Consider the following 25,700-nt stretch of genomic DNA (forward strand, 5'->3'; position numbering starts at 1 on the left):
CATGTCGCTGAACGAGATCGACCCCGAAAGCCTCGCCGAATCGGGCACGGGGCCTGAGCACGACCTGGCCGTCGCGGTGAGCCACCTCCCCGACCCGCATTCGGTGGAGTTCACCATGAAGATCCGGGGCGGCGCCTACGACCGCCTCGAAGTCGACAACTTCATGCGGGACCTCGCGACGGCGATCGCCGAGGTCAAGGCGGCTGCCGCCAGCACTCGGCAGGAGCTCGCCGAGCTGCGGGCCCAGAAGGTCAGCGCCGGTGCATCCGGTCCTGAATCCGAGGACGAGATCACTGCCGGGGCGGTCGGGCTGCTCACTCAGGCCCAGCTCATCGCCGACAAGGCCGTGGCCGACGCCGAGCAGTACGCCCGAGACCTCGTGCTCACCGCCCGCAACCAGTACCGCGAGATCCTCGAGCGCGCCGAGACCACGGCCAGCCAGGCGGCGACCGCGACGGTCCCCGCGGAACACGGTGCAGTGGTTCCCGAGATCGAGTACGTCCGCACCTACGCGCAGGTTGCGCAGGTGCAGCTGCGCTCGGTCCTCGATGCGCTCACCGAGCAGGTCGATCGCCTCGGCAGCCTGCCCCAGCCCTCGGCCGATGCGGCCGCGCCGGCGGATGGCTCCTCCGACGAAGACACCGACGACGAGGGCCCGACGGGCGAGCCCGAGTGGCAGCCCGCGCCGGCGCGGTCGGCCGCCGACTCGCACTGACGCACGCCATCGAGAAGACCCCCGGGGCAATCGCCCGGGGGTCTTCTTCGTTCCTCGGGCCGGCTCGTCAGACCTTTCCTCGAGGTGCCGGCGGGAGTTTCTCAAGGGCGCGCCGTCTGGTTCGTCGTGGCATTGCGTGCCGCCGATTGCCCATGCACCGTCACCGCATCGCTCACGCCGGTGCAGGAATCGACGAGCTCTCCGATGTGCGCGCCGTCTGCGGGGTATCGCGCGACTCCGTACCGCCGTCGCCCCACGGCAGTTGCACCGGGCGTGCGAACGGCACGCTCGGCCCGACAGCCGCTCCAACGGCAAGATGTGGGCACGGACTGCGGCCAAGTTGCCGGCGTCGCGAGGACCATCGTTTCATCACTAGTCGGTGTCGGATTGTAGGGGCCGATCCGTTTGAGAGGCGCGGAGGTCTCAGTTCGACGAGAGGCGGGTCATCGACGTGATGAGCTCATCGATCGGGACCGAGAAGATCTGGATGCGCGCGTCGCCCACGCCCACGGGGATCCACAGGGTCTTCCGGTGGAGGATCGCGCCGCACGAGTACACGACGCGCGGGACGTAACCGTCCCGCAGGTCGCCGGTCGGTTGCAGCAGTGGCGCGGTCGACCGCGCGATCACCTTCGACGGGTGGTCGAGGTCGAGCATGAGCGCGCCGAGCGAGTAGGTGCGGAGGGGTCCCACCCCGTGCGTCAGCACGACCCATCCCTCATCGGTTTCGATCGGGGCGCCGCAGTTGCCGAGCTGGACGAGCTCCCACAGCTCGGTGGGTCGATGCAGGATTCCGAGGTCATCCCAGATCACGCCGTCGGCCGACCGCGCGAGCGAGATGTTCTCGCCATCGGTGCGGCTGAGCGCCAGATGGTGGCCGCCGACGAGCCGGGGGAACAGCGCCATGCCCTTGTTGCGCGCGCCGGTGCCGGTCAGGCGATGGATGGCGAATGCGGACAGGTCGGGAGACGTGATGAGCCTCGGTGCGATGTCCTGTCCGTCATACGCCGTGTAGGTCGCGCGGTACCCGATGGTCCCGTCCTCGTCCGTGAAGCGCACGAAGCGGGCGTCCTCCATGCCATGGTCCTCCTCGGCAGCGACGGGGAGCAGCACGCGTGCGCTCAGTGGCACGGCCGCGGGGAAGTCGGCATGGTACGCGGAGGCCGCCATGTCGCGCAGCGCCTGTGTCGGCCCGCGGCTGTCGGGACGGGTGGAGAGCTGATCGGGCAGCGAGAGGATGGCCTGTTCGAGCTCGACGCCCGTGAAGCGTTCGGGCAGGTCGCTCAGGACCGCGTTCGCGAGGTCGTTGAGGTGGCCCTCGTGCTCGAGCGAGCGGCCGAAGTGGTGCCGCGACCAGTCGCCGACCGAGACCGCAGGACCGGTGATCGGCGCCGCCCTCGGCGCGAACGTCCACGTGTCGTCGGCGTCGATGACGGCCTCGGCGAACCCGATCGACGAGATGTGTCCCTCCCCGATGCAGCGGAGGGCGATCGCCACCCTGAGCTGGTCGGGTGCGAGACCGTCCTGGTACGGATGCACCACCGCGCTCGGGTTGCAGAGGGCCGCTCCCTCGACCGCGTATTCCGCCGTGAACGCCGCCCCGAGCACGAGTGCCTGGGACTCCGTCAGCCGGGCGGAACCGCGGACCCGACTGCCGACCGCCCTGGCGTTCGCGAGGATCAGGTCCGCGGCACCCGCGTGCCGTTCTGTGAGCTCGGCCACGACACGATCGGCCGCCTCCTGCGTGAGCCGAGTGGGGCTCTCGAGCACGCGAGCGACGATCTGCGTGACTCGCGAGTGCGACGACGGGAGCCCGTCTCCGGGGAGGAAGAACCTGGCGACGACGCGTGAGGGATCGTGCTCGAGGCGTGCCGGGTGGGCGCGGATCATCGCGAGGCGACCACCTCGAGGACCCCGAGACGCCGGGCCTGTTGATATGTGCTCAGTGCCGCGAGCGTCGACTCGGCCCCGCGGTTCTCGTTACGACCGTCCCGCTCGAGTCCGTCGAACCCGGCGCCCGATCCGGGGTCGAACATGGCGGTCGAGGCGTCGTTGTCGCCCGTGAACCACGCCCACGTTGCGGTGACGACGTCGCGCCATGACGGATCGTCGGTGATGTCGAACGCCCGCGCGCAGGCGTCCGCGATGGCGGCGACCTCGATCGGCTGCTGGTCGAACTGGGCCGCCGTCTGCCCCGGGCCCCGGCCGTCGGTCCCGGTGACGGAGAGGCGTCCCCCGGTCGTCTCCAGACCGACGAGGAATCGCAGCATCCCGAGCCCCTGGCTCACGACACGAGGGCTGTCCATCGCCATCCCCGCGGCCAGCAGGGCCTCGGGGAGCACCGCGTTCGCGTAGCGGAGGCGCGGTTCCGGCCAGGCCCACTGGCCGTCCCGCGGGATCGCGATCGTCGACACCCCATCGTGCAGCAGCGCGTTCGCAGCGAGGTCGTCGGGATGCGCGGCCAGCACGTCGGTGGCCCCGAGCGTCGCGAAGGCCATCGCCCGACCATGCGGCGAGCGGGCGGATGCCGCGCGGTGGAAGGCGTTCAGTGCGCGCGAGCGTGCGGCCTCCGTCGGCGCGCGGGCGGCCGTGACGCCGAGTGCCCACAGCGCGCGACCCCACCAGTCGCCGAGCGCGGGCTCGTCGGTCCAGCCGCCTCCCGCGGCCATGCGGTTGTGCACGCGGCCGTCGACGTCGACCGCATCCTCGAGGAATGCGAGGCACGTCTCGGCGCGGGCGGCGAGTTCGGGTGTCTGGTCCGGTTCGCGCACCAGCACGATGAGGGCGCGGGCCACGTCGTCGACGCAATAGCCGTCGCCGCGGCGCGGGACGTCGAACAGCGCATGCTCGAAGATGCCGTGCTCGTCCATGAGCGCGACGAGGTGGGAGTAGGACGGCGGGCGGCCCGGCATGGTCACGCGGCGCGCGCCGCTGCGATCCGGTCGGCGAGCTCGCGATAGCGCTCGCCGACGACCGGCCAGGACGAATCGTGCGCATCGCGGAGCGCGGCATCGTGCATCTGCCGGGCCGTCTCCTCCGTCCCCACGATCGTGCGGATGGCGGCGGCCATCGATTCGGGGTCGCCGTGCCGGGCGATCAGGCCCGCCCCGCCGCTGAGCAGTTCGACGGCGTGGGGGAAGCCGGTCGAGACGACGGGCACCCCTGCCGCGATCGCCTCGACCAGCACGCCGGAGGTGGCCTGGTCGCGAGAGTCGTACGGCAGCAGCACGACGTCGGCCGATGTCACCAGGTCGGCGAGCTGCGAGGCGTCGAGATACCGGTCGTCCATCGTGACGGCGTCGTCGAGCCCGAGTCCGGCGATGAGCCGCTGCAGTGCCTCGCGGTACCGCTCGCCTTCATGTGCGAGCACCTTCGGGTGGGTCTGTCCAGCGATGACGTATTCGACCGCAGACCCGAGCTCGGCGAGTTCCGAGATCGCGCGGATGCCCCATTCGAGGCCCTTCCCAGGCGAGATCAGTCCCCATGTCAGCACTCGTTTCGTCGAGTTGTGCTTCGGCGCGGATGTCGCGTGCTGCACCGGGACGCCGTGGGGGATGACATGGACCGTCGTCGGCCTGACGCGGTACGTCCTCATCAGGATGTCGCGCGCGTTCTCGGTCATCACCACGACGGCCGCCGCCGATTCGCAGACCGACTCCAGCACCTCGCGCTGATGTCGGGTCGGCGCGGCGAGCACGGTGTGCAGCACGACGATCGTCGGGGTTCGGAGCATGCGGAGCAACGTGACGACCTCGTCGCCGTCATGTCCGCCGTAGATGCCGTACTCGTGCTGCACGATTGCGACATCGCACTGCCCGAGCGCCCGTATCGATGCGCTGAGGCTGGCCGGATCCCCCGCGAAGAGCTCCCGCGTGGTGGGGATGCGGCCGACGACGATCGGATCCGGTCGGTCATCGGGTGAATCGAGCACCCGCACGATCGTGGCGTCCCGGGTTCCGTGGCCGGCGAGGGCGCCCGAGAGCGCCTCGGTGAATGTGGCGAGCCCGCAGCGAGTGGGCGGGTAGGTGGACAGGAATCCGTATCGGGTCATGGCGATCTTCTCTTCCGACCGGCATCTGACGATGCCGGTGCTTCGAGACGTCTGCCAAAACGGCCACCCTCGTGGAACTACGCCTGCGCTGCCGCGGTCCGGTTCACGCGGCCCGATAGCAGGGCGCGCTGTGCTCCGCACCATACACTACGGTCATGCGAGCCTCCCGGGGCTCCCGAGCACCGCCTCGTAGACCTCGAGGTAGCCGTCGACCATGCGCTCCACATCGAAGCGTTCGCGTGCGCGCCGCCGCACGGTGGTGCGATCCAGGGCGGCGGCGCGAGGGACGGCGTCGACGGCCTCGACGACACCGTCGACGACGAAACCGGTCAGCCCGTCCTCGACGACCTCGGGCATCGAGCCGCGCCGGTAGGCGACGACGGGCGTTCCACATGCCATCGCTTCGATGACCGAGAGGCCGAAGGGCTCCGCGAAGTGGATCGGATGCAGCAGCACGGCCGCCGATGCGAGCACCGCGGTGCGCTCGGTGGGACCCACCGATCCGCGATACACGACCCGGTCGCCGTCGATGCGCGGTTCGATCTGCTCCGCGTAGTACGCGGCATCCTGCACGATGCCGCAGATGACGAGTCGGCGCCCCACCCGGGCGGCGATGTCGATCGCATCGGCGATGCCCTTGTCGGGGTGGATGCGGCCGAAGACCACGAGGTCGTCGCGCGCCGACGGCGCAGCGGCATCCGAGACGTCGAACTCGGTCATGTCGATGCCGTGGTGCACGGTCGCCGCATAGGTGAGTGCGGGTGAGCGGTCGGCGTCCGAGATCGACACGAACGTCGAACGCGCACGCTCGTAGGCCGGCAGGATCGCGTCACCCGAGAAGCCATGGATCGTCGTGACCATCGGCGCACCCCACTGGGCGTCGAAGGCGAGCGGGAGCCAGTCGAGCTGGTTGTGCACGAGGTCGAAGCCCGGCGAGAGGTTCATCGCGTGGGCGATGTGCAGTGCCTCCCAGACCCGGCCGTCCATGTCGGCGTCCTCGGCATAGCCGTGGGGCGCCACCGACTCGAGCGTCGCCGACGTCAGCGAATCGGCCGTCGCGAAGAGCGTGAGGTCGACGCCCCGACGCACCAGCCCCTCGGTGAGGAGGCTCGTCACCCGCTCCCACGGACCGTAGTGCCGCGGCGGCGTCCGCCACGCGATCGGCCCGAGCATCGCCACTCTCATCACCCTGGCCGAACTGTTCTCGTCACGTTGCGACACTACGCCCCGTCGTCGCGGCCTCCCCCAAGCCGTCCATCCGGATCCTCGACCTGGCGTTCGTCGGTGGTTCCTACGCCGTATTGCGAGAGCTGGCGGTGAGCGATTCGGTCGTCCCCCAGCTGCATGGCTGGCGCGATGCGATGGGATGTGGCGGCTCAAATGCTCGCGCGCTGCAGCACGAGCGGGCACTCGAAGGTGTCACGCTCCCCGAGGCCGACCCGGTTGATGTACTGGAAGACGATCACGTACGAGTGCAAGAGGGTGGTCTGCGTGTACGGCACGTCGAGGTCACGGCAGTACCCCTCGATGATCGGGGCCGCGCGTCGGAGGTGCGGGCGCGGCATCGACGGGAAGAGGTGATGCTCGATCTGGTAGTTGAGTCCGCCCATCACGACGTCGATCACGTGGCTGCCGCGGATGTTGCGGCTCATGAGCACCTGCCGCCGGAGGAAGTCGAGCTTCAGGCCCTTCGGCACCAGCGGCATCCCCTTGTGGTTCGGCGCGAAGGACATGCCCATGTAGACGCCGAACAGGCCGAGCTGGATCGCCAGGAACACGGCCGCCTTGTCGGGCGACAACACGAGGAACACGAGCGCCAGGAAGCCGATGATGCGCACGGCGAGGAACGCGATCTCCGCTGACCGGTGGGGGAGGTGCTCCCTCATGAAGACACGGTGCACGCTCGACGCGTGCAGGGAGAGGCCCTCGAGGAGGAGGATCGGGAAGAAGAAGTAGCCCTGGTGCCCGATGACCCATTTGAAGAACGCCGGCCGGTCGCGCGTGGCCTGCTCCGGCGTGAACGCGACGACGGGCAGGTCGATGTCGGGATCGACGCCGACCTGGTTCGGGTTCGCGTGATGTCGGGTGTGCTTGTGCTGCCACCACCCGTAACTCATGCCGACGAACCCGCCGAGGATGAGGCTGATCCAGTCGTTCCATTTGCCCGACCGGAAGATCTGTCGATGTGCGGCGTCATGGCCGAGGAACGCGGTCTGGGTGAAGAGCACGGCGAACCCGACGGCAGTGAACATCTGCCACCAGGTGTTCCCGACCCAGATGAACAGGGCGATCGCCACGGCGAAGACGACCGGCACGCCGATGAGCTTCGTCCAGTAGTAGCCGTATCGGCGGCGCATGAGCCCCGCCTCTTTGATGCGCCGGGCGAGTTCCGTGAAGTCGCTCGCTGGGGCGTTCGAGGGCACGCCTGAGGGGCTGCGTGTCCGGTGGACGGGGGCGATGTCGGCGGTCATGACGACCAACTCTCTACGTCGCCGCACGCGGGGTCTGGGCACGCGGACTCTGGGCGACGCTACGCGGAGGACCTCCGCGCACGCTGACGGATGATGCCGATGATCAGTGTGCCGACGAACAGGACGGCACCGATCACGGCGAGCCAGAGGAGGCCCTCGAACACGAACCCGACGATCGCCAGGATCGCCCAAAGGACGAGCAGCACGATGATGAGGGTCCACATACTCCGAGGATACGCCCGACACCTTCCGGGCGGGCGACTGAGCCGTGATTTCGATACGGGGTGATCATTGGCTGCGCAGTAGAGAAAGCTGCGGGGGTTCACAGCTGCGACGCTTCTACACTGTAAGTGAGTATTTGTCAAAATTGACCCGGATCGTACGGTCAGCGCCGCCCTTCGGGTCGAGGCATCCGTGATCACGTGTTCTGGGCACACTTCGACCCCCACTCGTCGACTGAGGCGGTGGGCCGGGAGTCTGCGCGCGTCGTGGGCTCCTGCTCGGAAGGCGAGCAGGTTGATTACCGCCGCGTTCGATGAGGACGTCGGCGTCGGTCGCATCCTCGTGAACGATGCCAGCTGCCCTCGGCGCGCCGGACAGCAAGCACCGCCGCGGCTCGGCTGGCCTCTACGCGCACCTGCTCGGCCGCGGAGCTGATCGACTTCCGGCCCCACCGATCCACGTATGAGTAGAGGGAGGAGTGAGCCCCATGTCGAAGCACACAGGCAAAGGGGACGTACCGGCAGACGAACGCTGGGAGGCGGACGGCGGCACGCTCGACGGTGACGCGACCAGCGACGCCGCTGCCGAGAAGGCGACCCCGGACGAGGAGCGGGCGAAGCGCTGGAAGGACGCCAACGCCGAGCACTGGCACGGCAGTGGTTCGAGCGACGAGACGAAGCAGCGCGCAGACGAGCACTGATTGTAATCTTCAGGGGGCAGAGGCCGGCGTGCTAGTTGCGGGCGGTCATGCGCTGGCGGCGGGGGAGGGCCTCACTCGACTCGTCAGCTCCACGATCTGCTTTCACTGGGCGACGCGGGCCGACCGCGAGATCAAGGGCAATGGAAAACCCCCGGTTGACCGGGGGTTTTCGTCGTGGCTCCGACCGGCATCGATCCGGTGACCTTTCGATTTTCAGTCCTGATCTCGCGGTTGCGGCTGGCCTATGGCGGCAACCGATTCCGACCGTGCCGACGTTGTCGCGCGCGGCTGCGCTCGACCGATTCGCACGGCCTCAGGCGTGTGGGTGCGGTGCGGCTCGCGCGTCAAGAGCCAGTGCGAGTCGTGCGCCGAGCTGTATCGAGGCGACTGGGCGGCGATCGCCCGCTCTGGTGTGTTCGATGGCCCGGTGGAGCACTACCGGTTCTACCTGCTGACGCTCACGGCTCCGTCGTTCGGTCGCGTGCATCGGGTGCCTCGAGTACATGGCGCGCGCGTCGGTCAGTGCGGCTGCGGCGTGATGCACTCCGCGGAGGACGCTGGGCTCCGCGGGGTTCCGCTCGATCCGTCGACGTACGACTACGCGGCGCAAGTGGCCTGGAACCGTGATGCGGGCCTGCTCTGGGATCGGACGCGGCGGCGGCTGCGCGACCGGTGGGAGTCGGCGGAGTACTTCGTCGTTCGTGAGTGGCAGGATCGCGGCGTACTCCACCTGCACGCGCTTGTGCGGATTGGGCGGGGTGAGGCACCGGATGCGGACGTGCTGCGCGACTCGGCGCGCTCGGCGGTCGCGTGGTCGAAGGTCGACGGTGCTGTGGTGGTCTGGGGATCGCAGGCACAGTGCGACGCGTTCCGCGCGGATGGCGAGGGGGCGCGCACGATCTGGTATCTCTCCAAGGCGCTGAACTACGTGATGAAGGACGTGGTGCAGGATGGCGAGAGCGCACACGGTGCGGTCTGGGGGCACGTCGCTCGCCTCGACCAGGCGGCACGCGAGATGCGGTGCTCGCGGGACTGTCGACCAGGCGCGTGCCGGAGCCGCGTGCATGAGCGCTTCGGCTCGCGGTCGCACGTCGTGAGCGCTTCGCGGCGCACCGCTCGGCGCTCGGGCTGGTCGTTCACGGGTCTCACGCGCACGGTTCAGCGGCGGCTGCGACGGGAGTGGTTCGAGGCGCACGCGGCGGAGACGGCCCCGGCTGCGCCTGAGGGCGTCGCGGTGGTGCCTGAGCTGTTGGAGATCATCGCGGAGCGGGCGCGCGGCGAGCTGGTATCGAGCGGCGCTGCGGTGCCATAGCACGCATAAATCGTCGACTCTGGCACGGCCGAAAATGGCCGCTCCGAGCGGCTACGATTGCGCAATGCTTTCTCGCCGCGCTCTGCTTGTTCCCGCTGTCGTTGTGTCGCTCCTGGTGCCGGGGTTGGCGCTCGCCGGGTGCTCTGCAACGCCGGCTGCCGACGCGGAGGCATTCGACGGGGAGGCATCCGCGCCCGCCGCGGAGTACGCCTGGGTGGTCGTCATGTTCGAGGGCAGGGACGACGAATTCGACGTGAATCTGATGGACGCTTTGCTGGAAACCGAACTCGCAGCGGACGAGGCCCTCGCAGCAGCCGACGCTGGTTGGATCGACGGCAACGACGTGGGAGCGCACGGGTACGAGCTCTACTTCGTTGGCGACGATGCTTCCACGATGTGGCGTGCGCTCGAGCCCGTGTTCGCAACGGCACCGGTCGCCTGGACTCGTGTTGAGCTGCGCAATAGTTTCGAGGACCCTGCTCCGAAGGTCCTCACCCAGGACTAAGCCCCTCCGGTCGTTTCGCGCTGCCGGATCCGGGAGGCGGGGCGGAGGGGCGACGGAGTGGCGCAGCGTGGCGCGGAGCGCCTGCGAGCACTCCGTCGCCCCGCCGCTCGTCGCCCTGACCGGCTCCGGGTGACACCCAGCGCGCGGCTCGATGTAGACGCGGTCGATGGCAACCGGAGCGCGGAGCGCGGAGGGCGGCAGCCTGCGGGCGGCGGAGCCGCCCGACTTGATCATGTGTAGAAGATTTCGGGAGGCCGGTTCGTCGGTCCTGGGTTCTAGGCTGTAGTCGCTGAATGTGGGACTAGCGGATTGGTGCGTCATGGCGGACTTTCGATCAGAACGGATGTCCTCGCCGGAGGGCGAGGGTCGTGCGAAGTCCGCGCTCGAACGTTCGTGGGAGGCCTACTTCAAGGCGAATCGGGCAGTCAATCGACGGGTCTTCGGGGCCTTTCCGGAACTGCGTGAGTCACTTCGAGGTCAGGCCGGCTCTCGTCTCGTCGATCTGATGGGCTTCTGGTTCATGTGGCAGGTCTGCGGCGGCTTCGAGGGCACTCAGCAGGCGCTGGGCATCAGCAAGTCGCAGATGTTCCGCCGTATCGCGCTGTTCCGGCAGGCGTTCGGGGAGCACCCCGACGTGTGCGAGTTCCCCGGTGTCACGGTCGATCCGGCGGTGTTCGCTCAGGGGTTGCAAGAGAAGGTCAAGGCAGCAGCAAAACCCAGTTAGTCGCATAACTTGCGACTAGACTAAGGACTCACTAGTCTCGCAATATGCGAGTAGTCGAGTCCGGCGCGCGTCGTTCCGCGCTGATTGAACGGCTCGGTCGGTGGTGACCGTCAATGAAGCCTTCGACCGGCTGTGGCCTGCGGTCGCGTCGCTGCTGTCTGATGGCACGGCGCGCGGATACCTGGTCGCATGGCGGCGGCGGGTCGGGCCGACGTTCGGCACGCGGGAACTGTCGGACCTGACTGCATTCGACGTCGAACTCGCGTTCGCGTCGTGGTCGGGCGCGGTGTCCACGCGCAAGGATGCCGTGGCGATGCTCTCGGCGCTGTGCCGCGCGGCGCTCAAAGCGCGGCTCATCGCCGCGAATCCATGCGTCGGGGTCGAGTATCGGCGGCGGCAGTCCGGTGATCCCACGTCACGCGCGCTTAGCCGGCGCGAGGTTGGCCGGCTGCTTGCGGTGCTTCCGCGCGAAGGGTGCCACCGGCGCTTCGTGCTCGCCATGCTCTATACCGGCTGCCGGTTCGGTGAGGTCGCGGGCCTCCGCGTTGGCGACGTCGATCTGGAAGGCCTGACCATCCGCGTTCAGCGCACCGCGTCACCAGGGCGCCACGGCGAGGTCGTCGTCGGGCCGACCAAGGGCCGCCGTGTGCGTGACGTGCCGATGCCTGAACCGTTCGTGCCTGAGCTGCTCGCGGCGATGGAGGGCAAGGGGGAGCACGACTACCTGTTCACCGGGCCGCGCGGGGGGTTCCTCTCGTCGGGGAACCTCTCGCGGGCTGTCGACTGGCATGGGATCCGCGATCAGGTGAAGACATTCCCGAACGGTGAGGCTCCGCTCCGCTGGCACGACCTGCGGCACACGGCGGCAACGAACCTGTTCCTCGCCAACGTCCCGGCAACGGACGTGCAGGCGATCATGGGCCACTCGGACCTCGCCACGACGCAGCGCTATGCCGACACGCGTCGGGATGCCGCCCGACGCGGGGGAGCAGCGCTCACGGCGTATTACGCCCAATCGAATGGTCAACTTCGAGGGGGTGAGACCCCCGCGAAAACCGCGATTGATCAGGATATTTAGAAGTGGCTCCGACCGGCATCGATCCGGTGACCTTTCGATTTTCAGTCGAACGCTCTACCAACTGAGCTACAGAGCCTCGTGGCATCCGCCCGACGAGTCGGAATGATGCCTCGATAAGGAGAAAGCCCCTTCTCTCGAAAGGGAAAGGGCTTGTCGCCTGAGCGACCCTGACGGGACTTGAACCCGCGACCTCCGCCGTGACAGGGCGGCACGCTAACCAACTGCGCCACAGGGCCTCGTAAAGAAGCTGTTCAATTGTAATGCCTTCGTGGTGACCCCAACGGGATTCGAACCCGTGCTGCCGCCGTGAAAGGGCGGTGTCCTAGGCCACTAAACGATGGGGCCGGGTGGCCTTGCTTTCGGGGCATGACCGCCGACAAGCAAGCATACGTGCCAACGCGCGCGAGCGCAAAACGAGGCTCGCGGATGCCGCGAAGACCCCGATTCCCGGCCGCGGCGCGCGCCCCGCGGCATCCGCCACGCGCGCCCGAAATACCCGGAAAGCGCCTCGCACGCGCCTAACGTGAAGGCTGCCACTGCCCGCACGGGCAGCCGATCACCGACCCACGAGAAGCCGAGAGACGCGAGGAGCGCGGGGCGAACGAGCCCGCGTGGACGGGGAACCATGGACCGCACCACCATCCGCATGCCGATCGCCCGAGACCGCACGACCTCGCCACGGGGCATCCGTCGCCGGCCCGGCCGACCGGCGTCGAGCGCGCCCGGCACGTCCGGCGCGCCCGGCACGTCGGGCGGGTCGACGTCGCCTCGCGCGAGCATGCGGCTGCACGGTCGCGTGCGGCACGTGATGGCCGGCGTCTCGATCGCGGCGCTCACGCTCGTGGGGGCGATCGCCGTGCCGACGAGTGCGCAGGCGGCGACGTATCCGACGTGGGACGAGCTGCAGGCGGCGAAGGCCAACACCGCCGCGGGCGCGGCCGCCGTGACGCAGATCACGGGGCTCATCGCCCAGCTCGAGACGAACGTCGAGGTGACGCGCGCCGAGGCCGAGCGCCGCACCGACGAGCTCATCGTGGCGCAGCAGAAGTTCGACGACGCGGTCGCGCGCGCCGACCAGATCCAGGCGCAGGCCGACGCGTCGGCGGCCGAGGCGGCCGCGGCCGAGCGGAACGCCGGCCAGGTGGCGGCACAGCTCTACCGCGCGGGCACGGGCGACGTCGGCGTGAGCCTGTTCCTCGACGCAGGGAACTCCGCCGCGACCGAGGCGCTGCTCGCGAAGCTCGGCAGCATGGAGAAGATGGTCGAGCGCACCTCGTCCATCTACAACAAGGCCAAGGAGAAGCAGAACGCCGCGCGCTCGCTCTCCGACCAGGCCGCGGTCGCCCGCGCCGAGCGCGAGAAGCTGCGCATCGCCGCCGAGGAGGCCCTCGCCGCGGCGCAGGCGGCGCAGGCGGCGGCGGAGGCCGCGCTCGCCGAGTCGCAGGCGAAGAAGATCGAGCTCGAGCAGCAGCTGAAGTTCCTGCAGGACACCGAGGCGAAGACCGCGGCGGCTTACCAGGAGGGCGAGCGCATCCGCAAGGAGGAGGAGGAGCGCCGCCGGCAGGAGGCGCTGAAGAACGGCTCCCCGGGCGCGGTCGCGGCGTCGGGTTGGGCGCTGCCGGCCGCGGGCTACATCACCGGCACGTTCGGCCCCCGCTCGTCGATCTGCACCGGCGGCGGATGCTCCGGCAGCTTCCACTACGCGGTCGACCTCGGCACCGGATGCTCCGCGCCCATCTTCGCGGCGAACAGCGGCGTGGTGCGCTTCGCCGGCTGGTCGGGCACCTACGGCAACTACGTGCAGATCGACCACGGCGGCGGCGTCTGGACCGGCTACGCGCACATCCGGCCGGGCGGCACGTTCGTGGGCACGGGCCAGTGGGTCGAGTCGGGCCAGAACATCGCGTCGAGCGGCACGACCGGCGCGTCGACCGGATGCCACCTGCACTTCGAGGTCTTCGTCGGCGGCAGCCGCATCAACCCGATTCCGTTCATGGCCGACCGGGGGGTGGACCTTGGCTGAGCACCGTACTCGACCGATCTCGCGGGTGAAGCCCGCGACCGTCTTCTCGACCGTCGCGATCGGCGCCGTCACGGCCTCGGTCGTCGCGGCGGGCGGCCCGGCGATGGCCGAGCCCGACTACCCGTCGTGGAGCGAGATCGAGCAGGCGAAGCAGAACGAGCAGACGAAGCAGGCCGAGATCGCCCGCGTCGGCGAGCTCCTCGTGGGCCTGCAGCAGGCGGCGGATGCCGCCGCGATCGCGTCCATGCAGGCGGACGAGGCCTGGCGCATCGCCGTCGACCAGCGCGACCGGGCCGCCGAGCGCGAGCGGACCCTCGAGCACCAGGCCGACGAGGCCGACGCCGTGGCCGAGATCTCGAAGATGCGCGCAGGCCTCCTTGCGGCGCACCTCGCCAAGACCGCCGGCAGCGACCTCACCACCGAGCTCATGTTCTCGGGCGACGACGCGCGCGAGCTGCTGCAGCAGCTCGGCATGGCGTCGAAGCTGAGCGAGCAGTCGAACGAGGTCTACGAGCAGGCGCTCGCCGACCGCAACACGGCCGACTCGCTCCGCGAGCAGGCGGCGGATGCCGCGGCCGAGCGCCAGCGCCTCGCCGACCTCGCCGAGCAGCGCGCCGACGAGGCGCGCGAGGCCGCCGACCGCGCCAACACCGCCGTCGCGGTGCAGGAGCAGAAGTCCGCGGAGCTGTACGCGCAGCTCGCCAGCCTCAAGGACACCACCGCCGAGCTCGAGCGCGAGCGAGCGGAGGGCCAGGCGCGCGAAGCGGCCGCGGCGGCAGCGGCGGCCGCGGCGGCTGCCGCAGCAGCGGCGTCGCGCCCGGCGCAACCCGCCGCTCCTGCGCCGCCGGCGCCTGCGCCCGGCGGCGGTGGCGTGGCCCCGGCTCCCGCGCCTCCACCACCGGCGGCGCCCGCACCGCCGAACGCCGGCGCGGTCGAGACCGCCATCGCGTTCGCCCGCGCGCAGCTGGGGGAGCCGTACGTGCTCGGCGGCGCCGGCCCCAACGTGTGGGACTGCTCGGGCCTCACCAAGATGGCGTACGCCAACGCCGGGATCTACATCGGCACGCACTCCGCGACGAACCAGTACTACACGCTCGCGGGACGCGGCCTCGCCGTGCCGGTGTCGCAGGCGCAGCGCGGCGACCTGCTCTTCTGGGGATCGGGCGGCGACTACTACCACGTCGCGATCTACCTCGGCGGCGGTCGCATCCTCGAGGCGCCGCGCGAGGGCGTTCCCGTGCGCGAGTACTTCATCTGGGGCTCGCCCTCGGCGGCGGCCCGCCCGGCGGGCTGAGTTCACCCCGCGGGCTGCGCCCGCTCCTCACCCCGCGGAGTCCGTCCCGCCTCGGATTCCGCATCATCCGAGATTCAGGCAATCGGACGCTGCTCAGGCGGCAACAGCGAAGAACGGCCTGAATCGGGGACGTTCGCCTGAATCCAGATCGATCGGTGCGCGGAAGGCCGGCCCGCGGGGACGATTCCGCGGACACGACGAAGGGGCGAGCCGATCGGCTCGCCCCTTCGTGCAGCTCAGGCCCGGATCAGTGACCCGGGTAGGCCTCGATCGCCTTCTGGATGAGCGACTCGGCCTCCGCGGCCTCCGCCCAACCCTCGGTCTTGACCCACTTGCCGGGCTCGAGGTCCTTGTAGTGCTCGAAGAAGTGCTCGATCTCCTTGCGCGTGAACTCGGGGATGTCGTTCACGTCCTGGATGGAGTCCCAGCGCGGGTCGCCCGCGGGCACCGCGATGACCTTGGCGTCGCCGCCGCCGTCGTCGGTCATGTGGAACACGCCGACCGGGCGCACCTTGACGCCGACGCCCGGGAAGAGCGGGTACTGCGTGAGCACGAGCACGTCCAGCGGGTCGCCGTCGTCGCCGAGCGTGTTCTCGAAGAAGCCGTAGTCGGTCGGGTACACGAACGTCGTGTAGAGCACGCGGTCGAGGAAGACGCGACCGGTCTCGTGGTCGACCTCGTACTTGTTGCGGCTCCCCTTCGGGATCTCGATGACGGCGGCGTACTCGCCCATGCTGGTTCTCCTTGTCTGGCGGAAGCTTCGGCCGTGCAGGCCCGCGGCAGGACGGCGGGAACGGCGCAATAAGGTTACTTGATGGCTCCTGAGGACCCTTCCGCGCGGCGTCCGCGCCTCACCTCGCCGATCGCCGACGTGCGTCGGGCGGTGCGCAGCGTCCTCGCCTCGTTCCCTGAGCCCGTCGAAGGGAGCGGCCACATCGGCCCTTCGACGGGCTCAGGGCCCGCCGCACCCCTCGTGCTCGTCGCCCTCTCGGGCGGCGCCGACTCGCTCGCCCTCGCCGCGGCCACCGCGTTCGAGGCGCCGCGCGCCGGCCTCCGTGCGGGCGCGCTGATCGTCGACCACGGCCTGCAGGATGCCTCCGCCGCCGTCGCCGAGGCGGCAGCCGATGCCGCCCGGGCCCTCGGGCTCGACCCCGTGCTCGTGCGGCGGGTCGAGGTGACGGGCGAGGGCGGCCCCGAGGCATCCGCTCGCGCCGCCCGCTACGCCGCGCTCGACGCGGCCGCCGACGAGACCGGCGCCGCGTTCGTGCTGCTCGGTCACACGCTCGACGACCAGGCCGAGACCGTGCTGCTCGGGCTCGCGAGGGGCTCGGGCGCCGCGAGCCTCGCGGGCATGGCGCCGCAGTCGGGACGCTACGCGCGCCCGTTGCTCGGGATCCGCCGGGCGACCACGCGGCAGGCGTGCCTCGACGCCGGGCTCGAGCCGTGGGACGACCCGCACAACCTCGATCCTGCGTACACGCGCGTGCGCGTGCGCGAACGCGTGCTGCCCGTGCTCGAGGCCGAGCTCGGACCCGGCGTCGCCGAGGCGCTCGCCCGCACGGCCGAGCAGCTGCGCGAGGACGAGGAGGCGTTCACGAGCCAGATCGACGAGTTCATCGAGGAGCTCTGCGAACCCGCCGAGGCGGGCATCGCCGTGTCGGCGGCGGCGCTCGCCGCGAACCCCGCCGCGCTGCGGCAGCGCATCATCCGGCACGTCGTCGCGAGCGAGTTCGGCGTCTCGCTCACGCGCACGCAGACCCTCGAGGTGGCCCGACTGGTCACCGACTGGCACGGGCAGGGCCCGATCGACCTGCCCGGGGGCATCCGCGCGACCCGCGCCGGCAGCCGGATCGTGTTCAGCACGACCGGATCGACCGAGGTGCTGCCGCACGACCACTGAGTCGTGCGCGGAGTCGTGCCGGGCCCTCTGGCCACGAGGTCCACGGCGCTAGGCTCTGAGCATCCGTTCGCCCACGACACCAGGGAGCAGGCATGGACGCGCGCGAGATCGACGGCGACCTGACCGAGGTGCTCGTCACCGAAGACGAGATCCGTGCGAAGCTCGCCGAGCTCGCCCGCCGCATCGAGGCCGACTACGAGGGCCGCGACCTGCTCCTCGTCGGGGTGCTGAAGGGCGCCGTCATGGTCATGGCCGACCTGGCGCGCGAGCTGCGCCCGCACGTCGAGATGGACTGGATGGCGGTCTCGTCGTACGGCGCCGGCACGCAGTCGAGCGGCGTCGTGCGCATCGTCAAGGACCTCGACACCGACCTCACCGGGCGTCACGTGCTCATCGTCGAGGACATCATCGACTCGGGCCTCACGCTCAGCTGGCTGCTCGGCAACCTCGAGTCCCGCGGCGCCGAGTCGGTCGAGATCTGCGCACTCCTTCGCAAGCCGGATGCCGCGAAGGTCGAGGTGACCGTCAAGTACCTCGGCTTCGACATCCCGAACCAGTTCGTGGTGGGTTACGGGCTCGACTACGCCGAGCGGTACCGGAACCTGCGCGACGTCGCGATCCTCGCGGCGCACGTGTACAGCTGACGCGCGGGCTGAGCGTCCCCCGGACGAGCCTCTGGAGACCCGAAGCCTCCGGCCATAGAGTCGTCCCCATGGGCCAGGGTGGGCGCCGCGGCAGACTGCGCGACGCCGGTGCTGCCTTCGCGAGCAACTGGATCAACCCGAATCTCCGCCGTGCGCAGCTGAGCTTCCTCGGCGCCTGGACCGCCGAGTGGGCGTTCACGGTCGCGCTCGGGATCGTCGCCTACCGCGACGGCGGCGCGGTGGCCGTGGGACTCGTGGGCCTGCTGCGCATGGTGCCGTCCGCGATCTTCGCGCCGCTGCTGTCGCCGATCGCCGACCGAGGGCGCCGTGAGCGGGTCCTCATCCTGGTGTCCATCGTCCGGGGGGCCGCGACGGCGGTCGCCGCGGTCGTCGTCGCGGTGTCGGGTCCGGCTGCGGTGATCTACGCCCTCGCCGTCGTGTCGACCATCGCCGCCACGCTGTACCGCCCGGCGCACTCCGCGCTGCTGCCGTCGCTGTGCCGCACCGGCTACGAGCTCGCCAGCGCCAACATGGTCCGCGGGCTGCTCGACTCCGCAGCCACGCTCGTGGGTCCACTGGTCGCTGCGGTGCTGCTCCAGTTCACGGGGGTGGACGTCGTGTTCGCGGTCGCGGCAGCCGCGTCGTTCGGTGCGGCCGCCCTCCTGTTGGGGCTCCGGTACGAAGCCCCTCCGCGCCCGCCGGCGCCGAGTCGTCCGAACCTGGCCAAGGAGGCCGTCGAAGGGGTGCGGGCGGTCGCGCGGAACCGCGACCTGCTGCTGATCCTCGGACTCGCGTCGGCGCAGGCCCTCACGCGAGGCGCGCTCACCGTGTTCTCCGTGGTGGTCGCGATCGAGCTGCTCCGCACCGGCGAGCCCGGCGTCGGCACCCTGATGACCGCGGTCGGGGTCGGCGCCGTGCTCGGATCGCTCGGCGCCTCGCTCCTCGTCGGCACCGGTCGGCTCGGTGCGTGGTTCGCCGTCGGGGTCGCCCTCTGGGGCCTCCCCATCGCCCTTGTGGGCGTCTTCCCCCAGCAGGCGGCCGCGTTGGTCATCCTGTCGTTCGTCGGCGTCGGCAACGCCCTCATCGACATCGCCGGGTTCACCCTGATCGCCCGGATGGCACCCGACGAGGTCCTGGCCCGGGTCTTCGGCGTGCTCGAGAGCCTCGTCGCGGTGTTCATCGGGATCGGTGCCGTCGTCGCGTCGGCACTGGTCGAGTGGTTCGGGATCCAGGCCGCGCTCATCGTGATCGGGCTGGTGTGCCCCGTGCTCGCGGTGCTGTCGTTGCGTCGACTGCGGAGCCTCGATCGCTCGGTCGACGACCTGGACGCGGATGTCGCACTGCTCAGGAGCGTGCCCATGCTCGCGCCGCTCCCCCTGCCCTCGATCGAGCAGCTCGCACGCGGGCTCGAGCCCGCGGAGGTGCCCGCGGGCGCGACCGTGTTCTCGCAGGGCGACGTCGGCGACCGCTACTACGTGATCGAGTCGGGCCAGGCCGAGGTCGTGGGCGGCGGTCGCGTGGTCGCGACGCTCGGCCCCGGCGAGGGCTTCGGCGAGATCGCACTCCTGCGGCGCACGCCGCGCACCGCGACGGTGGTCGCGTCGAGCCCGCTCGAACTCCGGATGCTCCGGTCCGACCAGTTCCTCCCCGTCGTGGTCGGCTACACCCCGAGCGCGCGCGAGGCGGAGCTGGCCGTCGACGCGGAGCTCGAGCGGTACTCGCCCGAGCCCGACGAGGCATCCGGCGACCCGTCGCCCCCGGCCTGACGCCCGACCTGTTGAGATGCGAACCCAGAGATGCGAAGGTGAGGCATGGATTCGGGGCGGGCGGTCCTCCTGATCGCCGACATCGGCGGCTACACCGAGTACATGAGCACGCACCGGATGAGCCTCGCCCACGCCGAAGTGAACACGGCGCGCATGCTCGAGAAGATGATCGACGCCGCCCCGGGCTTCGACCTCATCGAGATCGAGGGCGACGCGGCCTTCCTGTCCCGGCAGGCCGAGAACGGCGACGCCGAGACGGCGATCGCCGCGATCCTCGACGCAGCCGTCGCCATGCATCGCGCCTTCCACGAGGAACGGCAGTACGTCGCCGCGAACCTCTGCCCGTGCACCGGCTGCAAGGGGGCCGCCGACCTCAAGCTCAAGTTCGTGGCCCACGTCGGCGACGTCGCCACCCAGACGATCCGCGACCGCATCAAGCTCGTCGGGATCGACGTCATCCTCGTGCACCGCCTGCTGAAGAACCCCGTCGGCATCCCCGAGTACGTCCTGCTCTCCGAGGACCTCTACCGCACCGGCGCCGATTCGGTGCGCCAGCCCGTGCAGGAGGTCGCGCCCGACCTCGAGGGCTTCGGCACCGTGCGCGCGTTCTTCGTCGACGTCGGCGACCTCGAGGATCCGCTCCCCCCGCTGGCGCCGCCGTCGTGGCCGGGCCGCCTCTCGCGCACCGCAGTCGCCGCCGGCAAGGGGCTGCCGGCGATGATCGGCCTGCGGCGCACGCGGTACGAGACATCCGATCGGCCCGACTCCTAGGCCCTGCGCGCTTTCAGCGAACAGGGAGCCGGTGCCCAGCACCACCGGGGTAGCCTTGCAGGACCATGAACATGAAGAAGATCCTGCGCGGGCCGATCATCTACATCCTGCTCGCGATCGTCGCCGTGTGGATCGGATCGAGCCTCATCACCGCCTCGGGGTTCCGCGAGGTGTCGACCCAGAAGGGCCTCGAGCTCCTGAAGGACGACAAGGTCTCGTCGGTCAAGATCGTCGACGGCGAGAACCGCGTGGACCTCACCCTGAAGCAGGCCGACGACGAGCTCGGCAAGCAGGTGCAGTTCTACTACGTCACGCCTCGTGGTGAAGACGTCGTCAACGCCGTCGACACGGCGAACCCGTCCGACGGCTTCAACGACGAGGTGCCGCAGCCGAACTGGTTCCTGTCGATGCTCGGCATCCTGCTGCCGCTGGTGCTCATCGGCCTCTTCTTCTGGATCATGCTCTCGGGCATGCAGGGCGGCGGCAACCGCGTCATGCAGTTCGGCAAGTCGAAGGCCAAGCTCGTCACGAAGGAGAGCCCGAAGGTCACGTTCGACGACGTGGCGGGCGCCGACGAGGCGATCGAGGAGCTCCAGGAGATCAAGGAGTTCCTGAAGGAGCCGGCGAAGTTCCAGGCCGTCGGCGCGCGCATCCCCAAGGGCGTGCTGCTCTACGGTCCTCCCGGAACGGGCAAGACGCTCCTCGCCCGCGCGGTCGCGGGTGAGGCGGGCGTGCCCTTCTACTCCATCTCGGGTTCCGACTTCGTCGAGATGTTCGTCGGCGTCGGCGCGAGCCGCGTGCGCGACCTCTTCGACCAGGCCAAGCAGAACGCGCCGGCCATCATCTTCGTCGACGAGATCGACGCCGTCGGTCGACACCGTGGTGCCGGCCTCGGCGGCGGCCACGACGAGCGCGAGCAGACGCTCAACCAGCTGCTCGTCGAGATGGACGGCTTCGACCCGAAGACCAACGTCATCCTCATCGCGGCGACGAACCGCCCCGACATCCTCGACCCGGCCCTGCTGCGCCCGGGCCGCTTCGACCGCCAGATCGGCGTCGACGCGCCCGACCTCAAGGGCCGCCAGAGGATCCTCGAGGTCCACTCGAAGGGCAAGCCGCTCGCGAAGGGCGTCGACCTCGAGGTGCTCGCGCGCAAGACGCCGGGCTTCACGGGCGCCGACCTCGCGAACGTGCTCAACGAGGCCGCGCTGCTCACGGCGCGCTCGAACGCGCAGCTCATCGACAACCGCGCCCTCGACGAGGCCGTCGACCGCGTGATCGCCGGCCCGCAGCGCCGCACCCGCGTGATGAAGAACAAGGAGAAGCTCATCACGGCCTACCACGAGGGCGGACACGCGCTCGCGGCGGCGGCGATGAACTACACCGACCCCGTCACGAAGATCACGATCCTGCCGCGCGGCCGGGCCCTCGGCTACACGATGGTGCTCCCGCTGGAGGACAAGTACTCGATCACCCGCAACGAGCTGCTCGACCAGCTCACCTATGCGATGGGCGGTCGCGTCGCCGAGGAGATCGTGTTCCACGACCCCTCGACCGGCGCGTCGAACGACATCGAGAAGGCCACGGCCACCGCGCGCAAGATGGTCACCGAATACGGAATGTCGGCGAACGTCGGCGCCGTGAAGCTCGGCCAGTCGCAGGGCGAGGTCTTCCTCGGCCGTGACATGGGCCACCAGCGCGACTACTCCGAGGAGATCGCCGAGAAGGTCGACGGCGAGGTGCGCATGCTCATCGAGCAGGCGCACGACGAGGCGTGGCAGGTGCTCAACGACAACCGCGACATCCTCGACAAGCTCGCGGCAGAGCTGCTCGAGCACGAGACGCTCGACCACAACCAGATCGCCGAGATCTTCAAGGACGTGAAGCGGCTCCCCGAGCGCCCCCTCTGGCTGTCGAGCGACCGTCGCCCCGTCTCCGACCGCCCGCCGATCGCGTTCCCCGCCGAGGAGAAGATGCCGATCGACCAGGGCGCCGTCGACGGCGGCGTCGACTCGGGCCAGACTCCGGTCGAGGAGCCGGCCGGGGCGCGCGCGCCGCGGTCGAACCCGCGACCCGCGACGGCCTAGCCGACCGACCCGAAGAGGGGGTGCCATGGCCGGTGTCGACACCGGGCGCATCGAGCGCGCCGTGCACGAGATCCTGCTCGCGATCGGCGAGGACCCCGAGCGTCCGGGGCTCGAGCGCACGCCGCAGCGGGTCGCCGAGGCCTACGCCGACTTCTTCGGCGGCCTCGCGGTCGACCCGCTGACGCACCTGGCCGACACGGTGCCGCTCGGCGACACCGAGGCGGGCGTGCCCGCCACGTCCGACGCGGTCGTACTGCGCGACATCGCCTTCCGCTCGGTGTGCGAGCACCACCTGCTGCCCTTCGTCGGCACCGCGCACGTCGCGTACCTGCCGCGCGACCGTGTCGTCGGGCTCGGGCGCATCCCCGCGGTCATCGAGACGCTCGCCGCACGTCCGCAGCTGCAGGAGCGGCTCGCCGAGGAGATCGCCGACACGCTCGAGGCCGGCCTCGACCCCAAGGGCGTGCTCGTGGTGCTCGACGCGCAGCACCGCTGCGTCACCACCCGCGGCTCCCGGCAGGAGCGCAGCTCGACGATCACCATCGCGAGCCGGGGCGCGCTCGGCGAGCCGGCCGCGCGCGCCGAGATCATCGCGCTGATCGGATCCGTCGAACGTGGCTGACGGGGCCTCGACCCTGATCATGGGCGTCGTCAACGTCACGCCCGACTCCTTCAGCGACGGCGGGCTGTGGTTCGACGCCGATGCCGCCATCGCGCACGGGCTCGACCTCGTGGCCGACGGCGCCGACGTGCTCGACGTCGGCGGCGAGTCCACGCGACCGGGCGCCGCGCGCGTCGAGCCCGAGGAGGAGCTGCGCCGGGTCGTCCCCGTCGTTCGCGAGCTCGCCGGTCGCGGCATCCGGGTCAGCGTCGACACCATGCGCGCGGCGACCGCCCTGGCCGCCGTCGAGGCGGGCGCCGAGATCATCAACGACGTCTCGGCCGGGCTCGCGGATGCCGCGATGGCCCCGATCGTGGCCGAGACGGGCGTGCACTACGTCGCGATGCACTGGCGCGGGCACTCCGACCGCATGGACGCGCTCGCCGAGTACGGCGACGTCGCCGCGGAGGTGCGCGACGAGCTCGCGGCGCGCGTCGACGCGCTCGCCGACGCCGGCGTCGCGCGCGAGCGCATCATCCTCGACCCGGGCCTCGGCTTCGCGAAGCGCGGCGCGCAGAACTGGGAGCTGCTCGGCCGGCTCGACGTGCTCGGCGAGCTGGGGCTGCCGATCCTCGTCGGCGCCTCCCGCAAGCGCTTCATCGGAGCGCTGCTGCCCGACGATGCGCCGATGGAGGATCGCGACCTGCCCACGGCGGTCGTGAGCGCCCTCTCGGCGCAGGCCGGCGCCTGGGGCGTGCGCGTCCACGACGTGCGCGGCACGCGCCGCGCGCTCGACGTCCTCGGGGCGTGGCAGAGTGGACGACGTGGCTAGGACCCCCGACCGCATCACCCTCACCGGCGTGCGCGTCCGCGCGCACCACGGCGTCTTCGACTTCGAGCGCGAGCAGGGCCAGGAGTTCGTGATCGACGTGGCCGTCGCGGTCGACCTCGCGGGCGCGGCATCCGGCGACGACCTCGCCCGCACCGTGCACTACGGCGAGCTCGCCGAGGCGGTGGCCGACGCGGTGCGTCGCGACCCGGTCGACCTCATCGAGACCGTTGCCGAGCGCGTCGCCGCCGTTGCGCTCGCGTATCCGGCGGTCGAGGAGGTGGAGGTCACGGTGCACAAGCCAGAGGCGCCCATCTCCGTGCCGTTCGACGACGTCGCCGTCACCATCGTGCGGAGCCGCGCATGACCCGCGCCGTCATCGCGTTCGGGGCGAACCTCGGCGAACGCGAGGCCACGATCGACGCCGCCGTGCGCGGCCTCGCCGAGACGCCGGGCGTCGAGCTGGTGGCCGTCTCGCCCGTCTACGAGACGCCCGCGATCAAGGACTCCGGCGTCGACCACGACGCGCCCGGGTACCTCAACGGCGTGGTCGTCGTCGAGACTCCCCTCGATGCGCACGCGCTGCTCGACGTGCTGCAGGGCCTCGAGCACGAGCACGGCCGGGTTCGCACCGAGCACTGGGGCGACCGCACGCTCGACCTCGACCTCATCGACTTCGGCGGCGCGGTGTCGTCCGACGAGCAGCTCGAGCTGCCGCACCCGCGTGCGTGGCAGCGAGCGTTCGTGCTGCAGCCGTGGCTCGACGTCGACCCCGACGCCGTGATCCCCGGCCGCGGTCCCGTCGCCGAGCTGCGCGCGGCGGCGCACGACGAGGTGGTGCGGCGATGAAGCGCACGCACGCCTCGACCGTCATCGCGTTCGTGCTCGCCGGCGCGGTCGGCGGCTACCTCATCGACCTCGCCATCGTGTCGGGCGGCGGCAACGCGATCGTCCCGCCGCTCTCGCTGCCGATCACGCTCGTCGGCGTCGCCGCGCTCGTCGTCGCCTTCGCCTGGCCGATCCGCCGTGCGGTCAAGGGCAAGGCCACGAAGCACCTCGACCCGTTCCGCGCGATGCGCACGGCCGTGCTCGCGAAGGCGTGCAGCCTCAGCGGGTCGCTGGTGCTCGGGTTCGGCATCGGCATCACGCTGTTCCTCCTCACGCGCAGCGTCGTGCCGCCGGCCGACACGATCTGGCTCGCGCTCGCCACCGCGATCGGCGCCGGCCTGCTGCTCGCCGCCGGCCTCATCGCCGAGGCCTTCTGCACCCTCCCGCCCGACGACACCGAACCCGAGAAGGAAGAGCACGCGCATGCCTGAGATCCGCGACGACGCGGGCCGCTTCGAGCCGGGCGAGGGCGTGGTGCCGGGCCCCGACGCCGAGCCCGAGACGCCGACGACGCAGGGGGCGGATGCCGCATCCGCGCCGGTCTTCGCGTCGGATGTCGCGGGGGCGGCGGCCGCGGCTGCGTCGCCCGGCGCGCCCGCGCCCGCGGTGCCGTCGGCACTGGAGCCCCCGGCCGCGCCGACCGCCCCCAAGGACTCCGGCTGGCTCCGCGTCTCCCCGAAGTACGTCGTGGTCGAGGTCGTCGGCTCGCTCATCGGCATGGTCGTCTTCGTCGGCGGCCTGCTCGTCGCCTACGCCCTCTGGGGCATGTGGTGGGCGCTGTGGGGCGCGATCGTGATCGGCGTCATCTCGCTCATCGGCATCGCCCTCGAGCCTCGCCGCGTGCGCTCGATCGGCTACCGCCTGCGTGAGGACGACCTCGTCTTCAGGCGCGGCATCATGTTCCAGCGTCAGGTCGCCGTGCCCTACGGGCGGATGCAGCTCGTCGACATCACGCGCGGTCCGGTGGCCAGGGCGCTCGGACTCGCCGACCTCAAGTTCGTGACGGCCGCGGCGGCCACGGCCGTGACCGTGCCCGGCCTCCCGATGGAGGAGGCCGACCGGCTGCGCGACGAGCTCGTGGCGCTCGCCGAGACCCGCCGGGCCGGGCTGTGAGGGCGG

General features: G+C 70.6%; 26 protein-coding genes and 3 tRNA genes. 19 read left to right on the forward strand and 10 right to left on the reverse strand.

The window, feature by feature from the left end; translation table 11 throughout:
* Position 1: 1 nt before the first annotated feature.
* Positions 2-715, forward strand: coding sequence for a hypothetical protein (locus tag ACWGO8_RS11465; protein ID WP_452043179.1), 714 nt, complete (start codon positions 2-4; stop codon positions 713-715).
* A gap of 423 nt (positions 716-1,138) precedes the next feature.
* Here ACWGO8_RS11465 and ACWGO8_RS11470 read toward each other — a convergent pair whose 3' ends face one another.
* The 6 genes from ACWGO8_RS11470 to ACWGO8_RS11495 all read right to left on the reverse strand — a co-directional run bounded on the left by ACWGO8_RS11470 (position 1,139) and on the right by ACWGO8_RS11495 (position 7,461).
* Positions 1,139-2,605: a glycoside hydrolase family 130 protein gene (locus tag ACWGO8_RS11470; RefSeq protein WP_452043180.1), complete on the reverse strand. Its 1,467-nt coding sequence runs from the start codon at positions 2,603-2,605 to the stop codon at positions 1,139-1,141.
* A complete protein-coding gene (locus ACWGO8_RS11475; protein ID WP_452043557.1) occupies positions 2,602-3,627 on the reverse strand; it encodes a glycosyltransferase in 1,026 nt (341 codons plus the stop codon). The genes ACWGO8_RS11470 and ACWGO8_RS11475 overlap by 4 nt, the downstream gene beginning before the upstream one ends.
* 2 nt (positions 3,628-3,629) lie before the next feature.
* The gene (locus tag ACWGO8_RS11480; RefSeq protein ID WP_452043181.1) at positions 3,630-4,766 is read right to left on the reverse strand and encodes a glycosyltransferase; all 1,137 of its coding nucleotides are present in this window, start codon (positions 4,764-4,766) and stop codon (positions 3,630-3,632) included.
* Positions 4,767-4,919: 153 nt separating this feature from the next.
* Positions 4,920-5,939, reverse strand: coding sequence for a glycosyltransferase family 4 protein (locus tag ACWGO8_RS11485; protein ID WP_452043182.1), 1,020 nt, complete (start codon positions 5,937-5,939; stop codon positions 4,920-4,922).
* Positions 5,940-6,142: 203 nt separating this feature from the next.
* Entirely contained in the window at positions 6,143-7,237 is a 1,095-nt protein-coding gene (locus tag ACWGO8_RS11490; RefSeq protein ID WP_452043183.1) for a fatty acid desaturase family protein, read from the reverse strand.
* Between the two features lie 59 nt (positions 7,238-7,296).
* A complete protein-coding gene (locus tag ACWGO8_RS11495) occupies positions 7,297-7,461 on the reverse strand; it encodes a hypothetical protein (protein WP_452043184.1) in 165 nt (54 codons plus the stop codon).
* A gap of 485 nt (positions 7,462-7,946) precedes the next feature.
* On the opposite strand from ACWGO8_RS11495, the gene ACWGO8_RS11500 reads away from it, so the two are divergent.
* From ACWGO8_RS11500 to ACWGO8_RS11520, 5 genes are all read left to right on the forward strand, one after another.
* On the forward strand, positions 7,947-8,159 hold the full coding sequence (locus ACWGO8_RS11500) for a hypothetical protein (RefSeq protein WP_452043185.1): 213 nt from the start codon (positions 7,947-7,949) through the stop codon (positions 8,157-8,159).
* 244 nt (positions 8,160-8,403) lie between these two features.
* On the forward strand, positions 8,404-9,471 hold the full coding sequence (locus ACWGO8_RS11505; protein ID WP_452043186.1) for a replication initiator: 1,068 nt from the start codon (positions 8,404-8,406) through the stop codon (positions 9,469-9,471).
* 64 nt (positions 9,472-9,535) lie between these two features.
* Positions 9,536-9,976: a hypothetical protein gene (locus ACWGO8_RS11510; protein WP_452043187.1), complete on the forward strand. Its 441-nt coding sequence runs from the start codon at positions 9,536-9,538 to the stop codon at positions 9,974-9,976.
* Positions 9,977-10,319: 343 nt separating this feature from the next.
* Complete coding sequence (locus ACWGO8_RS11515; protein WP_452043188.1) at positions 10,320-10,700, forward strand: hypothetical protein; 381 nt, start codon at positions 10,320-10,322, stop codon at positions 10,698-10,700.
* Between the two features lie 100 nt (positions 10,701-10,800).
* Positions 10,801-11,778 (forward strand): tyrosine-type recombinase/integrase, encoded by a 978-nt coding sequence (locus ACWGO8_RS11520; RefSeq protein ID WP_452043189.1) that lies wholly within the window; start codon positions 10,801-10,803, stop codon positions 11,776-11,778.
* Between the two features lie 3 nt (positions 11,779-11,781).
* On the opposite strand, the gene ACWGO8_RS11525 is transcribed toward ACWGO8_RS11520, so the two are convergent.
* From ACWGO8_RS11525 to ACWGO8_RS11535, 3 genes are all read right to left on the reverse strand, one after another.
* Positions 11,782-11,854, reverse strand: a tRNA-Phe gene (locus ACWGO8_RS11525).
* An 86-nt stretch (positions 11,855-11,940) separates the two neighbouring features.
* Positions 11,941-12,014, reverse strand: a tRNA-Asp gene (locus tag ACWGO8_RS11530).
* 33 nt (positions 12,015-12,047) lie between these two features.
* Positions 12,048-12,123, reverse strand: a tRNA-Glu gene (locus ACWGO8_RS11535).
* 280 nt (positions 12,124-12,403) lie between these two features.
* Here ACWGO8_RS11535 and ACWGO8_RS11540 point away from each other — a divergent pair.
* Complete coding sequence (locus ACWGO8_RS11540; protein ID WP_452043190.1) at positions 12,404-13,801, forward strand: M23 family metallopeptidase; 1,398 nt, start codon at positions 12,404-12,406, stop codon at positions 13,799-13,801.
* 25 nt (positions 13,802-13,826) lie between these two features.
* Complete coding sequence (locus ACWGO8_RS11545; protein ID WP_452043191.1) at positions 13,827-15,095, forward strand: NlpC/P60 family protein; 1,269 nt, start codon at positions 13,827-13,829, stop codon at positions 15,093-15,095.
* Positions 15,096-15,342: 247 nt separating this feature from the next.
* On the opposite strand, the gene ppa is transcribed toward ACWGO8_RS11545, so the two are convergent.
* Complete coding sequence (ppa, locus tag ACWGO8_RS11550) at positions 15,343-15,828, reverse strand: inorganic diphosphatase (protein ID WP_452043192.1); 486 nt, start codon at positions 15,826-15,828, stop codon at positions 15,343-15,345.
* Between the two features lie 81 nt (positions 15,829-15,909).
* Here ppa and tilS point away from each other — a divergent pair, with 81 nt between their 5' ends.
* The 11 genes from tilS (at position 15,910) to ACWGO8_RS11605 (ending at position 25,694) form a co-directional block, all read left to right on the forward strand.
* Positions 15,910-16,995 (forward strand): tRNA lysidine(34) synthetase TilS, encoded by a 1,086-nt coding sequence (gene tilS / locus ACWGO8_RS11555; protein ID WP_452043193.1) that lies wholly within the window; start codon positions 15,910-15,912, stop codon positions 16,993-16,995.
* A 92-nt stretch (positions 16,996-17,087) separates the two neighbouring features.
* Entirely contained in the window at positions 17,088-17,639 is a 552-nt protein-coding gene (hpt, locus tag ACWGO8_RS11560; protein ID WP_452043194.1) for a hypoxanthine phosphoribosyltransferase, read from the forward strand.
* A gap of 68 nt (positions 17,640-17,707) precedes the next feature.
* Positions 17,708-19,405 (forward strand): MFS transporter, encoded by a 1,698-nt coding sequence (locus tag ACWGO8_RS11565; protein WP_452043195.1) that lies wholly within the window; start codon positions 17,708-17,710, stop codon positions 19,403-19,405.
* A gap of 45 nt (positions 19,406-19,450) precedes the next feature.
* Entirely contained in the window at positions 19,451-20,176 is a 726-nt protein-coding gene (locus ACWGO8_RS11570; RefSeq protein WP_452043196.1) for a DUF2652 domain-containing protein, read from the forward strand.
* A gap of 65 nt (positions 20,177-20,241) precedes the next feature.
* A complete protein-coding gene (ftsH, locus tag ACWGO8_RS11575; protein WP_452043197.1) occupies positions 20,242-22,263 on the forward strand; it encodes an ATP-dependent zinc metalloprotease FtsH in 2,022 nt (673 codons plus the stop codon).
* Between the two features lie 25 nt (positions 22,264-22,288).
* A complete protein-coding gene (folE, locus tag ACWGO8_RS11580; protein ID WP_452043198.1) occupies positions 22,289-22,885 on the forward strand; it encodes a GTP cyclohydrolase I in 597 nt (198 codons plus the stop codon).
* Positions 22,886-22,904: 19 nt separating this feature from the next.
* Positions 22,905-23,696, forward strand: coding sequence for a dihydropteroate synthase (gene folP / locus ACWGO8_RS11585; protein WP_452043558.1), 792 nt, complete (start codon positions 22,905-22,907; stop codon positions 23,694-23,696).
* Positions 23,689-24,060: a dihydroneopterin aldolase gene (gene folB / locus ACWGO8_RS11590; RefSeq protein ID WP_452043199.1), complete on the forward strand. Its 372-nt coding sequence runs from the start codon at positions 23,689-23,691 to the stop codon at positions 24,058-24,060. The genes folP and folB overlap by 8 nt, the downstream gene beginning before the upstream one ends.
* Complete coding sequence (gene folK, locus ACWGO8_RS11595; protein WP_452043200.1) at positions 24,057-24,542, forward strand: 2-amino-4-hydroxy-6-hydroxymethyldihydropteridine diphosphokinase; 486 nt, start codon at positions 24,057-24,059, stop codon at positions 24,540-24,542. The genes folB and folK overlap by 4 nt, the downstream gene beginning before the upstream one ends.
* Positions 24,539-25,012, forward strand: coding sequence for a DUF3180 domain-containing protein (locus ACWGO8_RS11600; protein ID WP_376953847.1), 474 nt, complete (start codon positions 24,539-24,541; stop codon positions 25,010-25,012). The genes folK and ACWGO8_RS11600 overlap by 4 nt, the downstream gene beginning before the upstream one ends.
* Before the next feature lie 175 nt (positions 25,013-25,187).
* Entirely contained in the window at positions 25,188-25,694 is a 507-nt protein-coding gene (locus ACWGO8_RS11605) for a PH domain-containing protein (protein ID WP_452043559.1), read from the forward strand.
* The last annotated feature ends 6 nt before the right edge of the window (positions 25,695-25,700 follow it).

This window comes from Agromyces sp. NPDC055661 (assembly GCF_053618135.1).